This is a genomic window from Streptomyces sp. NPDC059668 (assembly GCF_042734135.1).
Taxonomy (GTDB): domain Bacteria; phylum Actinomycetota; class Actinomycetes; order Streptomycetales; family Streptomycetaceae; genus Streptomyces.
This window is the reverse complement of the sequence record NZ_JBHWEL010000091.1, coordinates 1-6,767: the sequence shown is the minus strand read 5'-3', so window position 1 is coordinate 6,767 and position 6,767 is coordinate 1. Positions and strand designations below refer to the sequence as shown.

General features: G+C 71.5%; 4 protein-coding genes. 1 reads left to right on the top strand and 3 read right to left on the bottom strand.

Annotated elements, in window-relative coordinates:
* Positions 1 to 175: 175 nt before the first annotated feature.
* The 3 genes from ACFV2J_RS37570 to ACFV2J_RS37560 all read right to left on the bottom strand — a co-directional run bounded on the left by ACFV2J_RS37570 (position 176) and on the right by ACFV2J_RS37560 (position 2,977).
* Positions 176 to 1,081 (bottom strand): alpha/beta fold hydrolase, encoded by a 906-nt coding sequence (locus tag ACFV2J_RS37570; protein WP_385084821.1) that lies wholly within the window; start codon positions 1,079 to 1,081, stop codon positions 176 to 178.
* Positions 1,082 to 1,166: 85 nt separating this feature from the next.
* The gene (locus ACFV2J_RS37565) at positions 1,167 to 2,135 is read right to left on the bottom strand and encodes an RNA polymerase sigma factor (protein ID WP_385084819.1); all 969 of its coding nucleotides are present in this window, start codon (positions 2,133 to 2,135) and stop codon (positions 1,167 to 1,169) included.
* Between the two features lie 224 nt (positions 2,136 to 2,359).
* A complete protein-coding gene (locus ACFV2J_RS37560; RefSeq protein WP_385084817.1) occupies positions 2,360 to 2,977 on the bottom strand; it encodes a TOPRIM nucleotidyl transferase/hydrolase domain-containing protein in 618 nt (205 codons plus the stop codon).
* Positions 2,978 to 3,418: 441 nt separating this feature from the next.
* On the opposite strand from ACFV2J_RS37560, the gene ACFV2J_RS37555 reads away from it, so the two are divergent.
* Entirely contained in the window at positions 3,419 to 6,649 is a 3,231-nt protein-coding gene (locus tag ACFV2J_RS37555; protein WP_385442946.1) for a TIM-barrel domain-containing protein, read from the top strand.
* Positions 6,650 to 6,767: the final 118 nt, after the last annotated feature.

Here is a 6,767-nt window from a genome sequence, read left to right as displayed (position 1 = left end):
GTGGGGCGCCGGGGGGGGGCGGGGGGCCGGCGGGGGGGGGGGGGGGGGGGGGGGGGGCCCCGGGGGGGGGCCGCCCCCCCCCCCCGTCGAGGTCCTGGCCCGCCGACCGCGGGTGACGAGGCGGTTCGCCTTCAGCGGCCACCCGGGCGCGCGACGAACCCGCCCGACGGGAAGGTCAGACCACGCTGGGTGTTCCGGCGGTCACGAAACCCGTCACCGCCCGCGCGAATGCCTCCGGCTCCTCGAGGTGACCGAAGTGCCCGCTGTTCTCCAGGATCAACAGCTCCGATCCCGGAATCAGGCGGTGCAGCTCCTCGGCCCACCGCACCCCGCAGATGACGTCATGCCGGCCGACGACCACGAGAGCCGGCACCGTGAGCGAGCCGAGATCCGCGCGGTCGTCGATGACGTCGGGAGAGAGGTCCTCGTCCAGCCCGGAGATGTGGGAGGCCCGCACGGAGGCACGGAAGGGGGCGAACTCCTCCTCCCGGCCCCAGTAGTCGGCGAAGTACGAGGGAAGCAGGCCCTTGGCGACGGCCGTCATCCGGACGTCGTCGGAGATGCTGGGGATCGCCTGGAAAGCCGCCAGGACCTCGGGGAGCCCGGGATGGTCGGCGTGCCGCGCCGCGAACGACTGCACCAGCCGCATGGCCTCGGCCATGTGTTCGGGACCGGTCAGGGGCGCGCTCTCGTAGAGGACCACCCCGGCGATCCGCTCAGGGTGGTGCAGAGCGTGGTACTGGGCGACGAAGCCGCCGTGCGAGTGGCCCAGGAGGTGCACCTCGGGGACGCCGAGGTGTTCGATCAGCGCGCCCAGGAAGCGGCTGTAACGGGACCGGGTGTAGCCGTGGGGGTGGGAGGGCAGACGGCCGGAGCCGCCGCTCCCGATCGGCTCCGGGTACACCATCGTCAGGTCGCGCTCCAACGCCGGCATGCGCAGGTACTCCCAGTCGATGCCCGGCCCGCCGGAATGCGCGACGCACACCGGTCCCGTGCCGTGGACGTGATAGCGCTGCGCCACTCCGTCCGTCTCGACGGTGTGCGTCCCGGGGGTCAGCGGGCCGGTCTCAAAGGCGGTCATGGTGTCTCCGTGTCCAGTAGGTGTCGATGACACCGGCAGGACGCGGGAGAGCGGGCGAAGTTCGATCCGAGTCGTGTGACACCCGTCACGTCGAAGTGAGTGACTGGAGGGCCCCCACCGGCCTGGGGTGCACGAGGCGAAGCCGGTGCGGACGGCCGACGTCGTCCAGGGTCATCAGCCAGGCCACCGAGGGCGGGCAGTGGTCGGGGTCGTCCGCGGGGTTGAGGAGGTCCATCTCCCAGATGACGAGCGAGCGTCCGGCCACGGCATGAACGAGGCGCTGGCGTACACCGGCATCGAGGTCACCGTCCATGCCGCGCGCCAGGACGTCCCAGCCGCCCACCGGCTCGTTCCCCCTGAGCAGGGCGATCTCGGGCGACCAGCGCTCCGTCATCAGCGCGCCGAAGTGTCCGCTCTCGGCGGCGGCCAGTGTCTCGTGTGCCTCCGTGCGGCTGGCGCGGACGCGCCGGGCGGTGTCACCGTGCGGGGCGTCCGCCGTGGCGGCGAGGGCGGCCGCGAGCCTGGCCCGGCCCTGGCTGAGCCGGCTGCGGACCGTACCGACCGGCACCCCGCAGGCGTCGGCTATCCGCTCGTAGGAGGTGACGGTGGTGCTGAAGTGGCGCAGTACCAGGGGCAGACGCAGCGTGGGGGAGAGCTCCTCCATGGCCTCCCAGACCCAGTTCCGCATCGTGTGGTGCTCCAGCCAGCGTTCCGGAGCGGTGTCCGTGGAGGGCAGGTGCAGATCGTCGATGGGCTGGGAGGGTACGGAGGAGCGCAACAGGGACCGGCCGGCGTTGCGCACGATCATCCGCAGCCATGCGCCCACGGCCGCCGGGTCGCGGACGTCCCGCACGCGGCGCAGCGCGGTCACGGCCGCGTCCTGGACCACGTCGTCGACGTCGGGCCCCGGCCCGAGGATGCTCAGCGCCACCGCGCGCATACCCGCCCGGTGCCGTTCCAGCAGCAGTCCCAGAGCGGCGACCTCACCGGCCTGCGCGGCCCGGGTGAGCTCCGCGTCCTCAAGGCGTGCGGCTTCACCCGAGTTCTGGTTCATGGGGGTTCCTCTTCCCGTGCCCGCCGTCCTCAGTGACCGTACTACGGGTGGCAGGCGCTCTCCCAAGTGCCGGGTGCCAATTCCCAGGCCCCGGGTCCGAGCGGCGTCGGGCAGCCGTCGGCGTGCGGACCGGACACCGACCGCACGGGGACGGTCACCCGTCGCACCCGGCGACGATCCACGCTCGACCCCTGTCGTCACCACGGCTCTCCTCGTCCGCCGAGTCACAGGCTCCTGAGGAGGCCGTCGAGGGGAGCCGGTACCCGACCGGGGTCGAGAGCTTCGACGAGGAGGCGGCCGTAGCGGATCTTGCGGCCTCGCTTCGTGCCGAGGAATCGCCGCACCTGCTGTGGCCGGGGCCGACCGTGCTGTGCGGGCTGGCGCAGAAAGGTCCGCCAGGCACGTAAGTCGCCCGCGGCCTCGATGACCTTCTCCACCCTCGCTGTGCCCAGGGCGCGGACGAGTTCGTCCTCCAGATCCGCCACGCACACGAAGAAGCCCCGGTGCGGCGCCCGTGCCCGCTTCAGGCCGCGCTCGTAGAAGGGCCGCTCGCCCTCGTCGCACAGCCCTGCCAGGCGCAGGCCGAGACCGGGCGGTCCGAGGAGACCGGCGTAGCGGCCGACGCTCATCGCCCCGCCCATCGGCACGACGCACACCCCCTCGGCGGCCAGGTCCCGGCCACGCCGGACGGCCAGCGCCTCCACGGCCGCGAGGTCGCTCAGACCCTCCAGCAACACTGCCGTCCGCACCCCCGTCCGTGCGGCCAGATCGCCCGCCGGCCCGCCGGGACCGCCGGTCGCCCAGACACCGACCGCGTCCCGGAACGCCCGCATCTCCGCCATGGAGCGAGTCTGCACCTCCGCCGAGGGCACGGCACGGGATTTTCCGGCGACCCGCTCACCGTGCCCGCGCCCTCGCCGCGCGGGCGTACCGGACCGGGCGTCGGGTCGGGTCGCGGCGTCTGCCGATCCGTCATCAGCGCGCCCGGCAACCGGTGTTGGTCTGACGCGGAGCCGGCTCCAGGCCAACTCGCGCGACTGTGGCCGCATCGCGCATGTTCTCTTCAACGATGTAAATCATCCTTGTGGACACCGCGTCATGGCCTTACTCGAAGGCGCCCCGGGAAGATTCCGACGTCTTCGAGCGCGACCGATGCGTGGTGGACGTGCCAACTGGTCGACGTGAGAAGGGAGCCGCACATGAGGCCCAGGTCAATGAGGCGACGGCTGAGATCCCCGCGAAGGCGGATCGGTCTTGCCGTGGTCCTGTGCACCACCGCGGCCATGACAGTGACCGGCGCCGCTCCGGCAACGGCATCGGTATCGGCATCCGCATCGGCAGGCGGAGGGTCGCACGGGCACCCCCGGATACCCACCGTGTCGGCTGGGGACGCCCGCTTCCAGATCCTCTCGCCGACCCTGATACGCACCGAGTACGCCGGTGACGGAAGATTCACCGACGCCCCGACGTTCAACGCGATCGGCCGCGAGGGGTTCACGCCGACCGAGTACATCGCCGAGACCTCCGGCGGCTGGCTCACCGTCAGGACGAGCGCCATGGCCCTGCGGTACAGGATCGGTTCGGGGCAGTTCGACGCGCGGAACCTCTCGGTGCGGGCGACAGCCGGCGGCACCCCGGTGACCGCAACTCCGTGGCGCCACCTGACCTGCGCACTCGGGGCCCTGTGCGAGGCCGAGAACCTGCCGGGCAGCGGGGTGTCCGTCGCCTCCGATCACCAGGGCCACACCGGGAGCGGGTTCGCCGCCGGGTTCGAAGGCGCCGGCAGCTCACTGTCCGCTGACATCGATGTCAAGAGTGCGGGCGCCTATGAACTCGACCTGCGGTACGCCAATTCCCGTGGCGGCGACGGTCAGTCCCGGACCCGTACGCTGACCCTCTCCGTGGACGGCGGCGCGCAACAGACGGTGAGCCTGCCGGCCACGGCGGACTGGGACACCTGGGGCCTCATCCCGACAAGTGTCCAACTCGCCGCGGGGCACCACACCTTGGCACTGACCCGCACCGCGTCTGACTCGGGGAATGTCAACATCGACAGCGTCGCCCTGGTCCACCCGGGCGACGCGTACCCGCCCGTGTCCAGCACCGCGATCGAGGACTGCCGGTTCGGCGTGAGCTGCGAGGCGGAGGCCGGGCGCATCGGCGGTACGGCGGTCGGCGCCACCGACCACACGGGATACGCGGGCAACGGTTTCGTCGCCGAGCTCACCCGGGATGCGAGTCTCACCACCCACGTGGTGGAAGTTCCCGCGGACGGCACCTACACCCTGCGGGTCCGCTACGCCAACGGTGTGGGCGCCGACGGCCGGCACGAGACACGCACCGCGTCCGTGTCCGCCGGCGGGGCCGTCGGCACCCTGTCCCTCCCGGCGACGAAGGACTGGGACACATGGGAGAGCGCCTCCGTGCCCGTCACGCTCAAGGCGGGGGACAACGACATCACCCTGAGCTGCCCGGACGCGGTGAGCTGCCACGTGAACGCGGACACCGTCTCCGTGGCCGCGCCCACGGCCGCCGCGACGCCGCCGCACCTGGCGCTCGGGGGATACCGTCGCGGCCTGGACGGCGTCACCGGCAACGGCCCCGCCCCCGTCACCACACCCGGGCTGCTAGACCAGGACGGCTGGTACCTGCTGGACGACACCGCGTCGGCGCTGTACGACACCGCCTCACAGCAGGTCACCCCGCGTGCGGGTCACGGTGGTGAGCCCTACCAGGACGGCTACGTCTTCGGCTACGGGCACGACTACAAGCGGGGTCTCACGGACCTGGCCACCCTCACCGGACCGCCCGCGCTGCTGCCCGCCTGGGCCTACGGCGTCTGGTACTCGGAGTACATCGACCGCACCGCGGCGGACTACGAGAACACGATCCTGCCGAAGTTCCGCTCCGAGGGCGTCCCGCTCGACGTACTGGTCACGGACACCGACTTCAAAGCCGTGAACTCCTGGAGCGGTTGGGAGATCGACACCGCCAAGTTCCCCGATCCCAAGGGCTTCTTCGACTGGTCGGCCTCCCAGGGCCTGCACAACACGCTCAACGTCCACCCGAGCATCCTCGCCTCGGACCCTCAGTTCACCCAGGCGATGGCCACGGCCAAGGGCAAGCTGCAAAAGGGCGGTTGCGCCGGGGACGCGAGCGTCACCCACGACTGCTACGTCTTCGACTTCGCCGATCCCGACCAGCTCAAGGCGTACATGGACCTGCACCGGACCATGGACCGGCAGGGCAACGACTTCTGGTGGCTCGACTGGTGCTGCGACGCGACGCAGTCCTCGCTGCCGGGCGTGACTCCGGACGCGTGGATCAACCAGCAGTACGCCGCCGCCACCGCCAGGACGCTCGGCCGCGGTTTCGTCCTCTCGCGGGCCTACGGGTCCCTCCAGGCCGGCGGATACAGCGGTCAGCAGGCGCTGCCCACCGGCCCCTGGGCGGACAAGCGCACCACGGTGCACTTCACCGGCGACACCTCCTCCACCTGGGGAACGCTCAAGTTCGAAGTGGGCTACACCCCGGGCGAATCGGCCGCGACGGGGATGGCCGCCATCACTCATGACATCGGCGGCCACAACGACACCACCGGCCTGAAGGGCTCCGAGCCGTACACCGTCGGCGGCCAGACCCGCACCACGTACAAGCTGCCCGACGACCTCTACGCACGCTGGGTCCAGTTCGGTACCTTCCAGCCCGTCGACCGCCTGCACAGCAACCACAGCGACCGGCTGCCCTGGCAGTACGGGGCGGCGGCCAAGGAGTCGGCGGAGAAGTTCCTCAACCTGCGCGAGAACCTCGTGCCGTACACCTACACGCTCGCCGAGGAGGCGAACCGCACGGGCGTACCGATCGTCCGGCCCACCTACTTGGAGTACCCGGACGAACAACAGGCGTACACGACATCAGGCAGCGAGTACTTCTACGGCTCCGACGTGCTGGTCGCCCCCGCCACGAGTCCCGGGGCCTCCACCACGACCTCGGTGTGGTTCCCGCCCGGCCGGTGGACCGACTACTTCACCGGAAAGACGTACGCCGGTGGGACCACCCAGGAGGTCACCACGGACCTTGGCACCATGCCGGTGTTCATCAAGGCCGGTGGCATGATGCCCACCCGCACCCACGACGTCGCGCACGACGACCACAACGCGCTGACCGACGTCACCCTCACCATCGCCACGGGTGGGTCAGGGTCCTCCCGCCTCTACGAGGACGACTCCACCGGCACAGGGAGGGGCCGGAGCGCCACGACGGAGATCCGGTACAGGGAGACGGGCGGCCGCCACACGGTGTCGATCAGCCCCACGAAGGGCTCCTTCCGCGGTCAGGTCGAACACCGCCGGTGGACCCTGTCGATCATGGGCACGGACAAGCCCGGCAGTGTGACGGCCGCGGGCGTTGCCCTGCCCCCGCACGCGTACCACTGGGACGCCGCCTCCAGGGTTCTGACCGTCACCGTTCCGCGGCACAGCGTCCATGACCCGATCACAGTGACCTACAAGTAGGAGCCGGGAGCCACCCCGGAGCGGAACGGTCGCGGGGGGGGGGGGGCCGGCGGCCAAGCCCCCCCCCCGCCCCCCCGCGCGGCCCCCCCCCCCCCGCCCGCGCCCCCCGCCCCCCCCC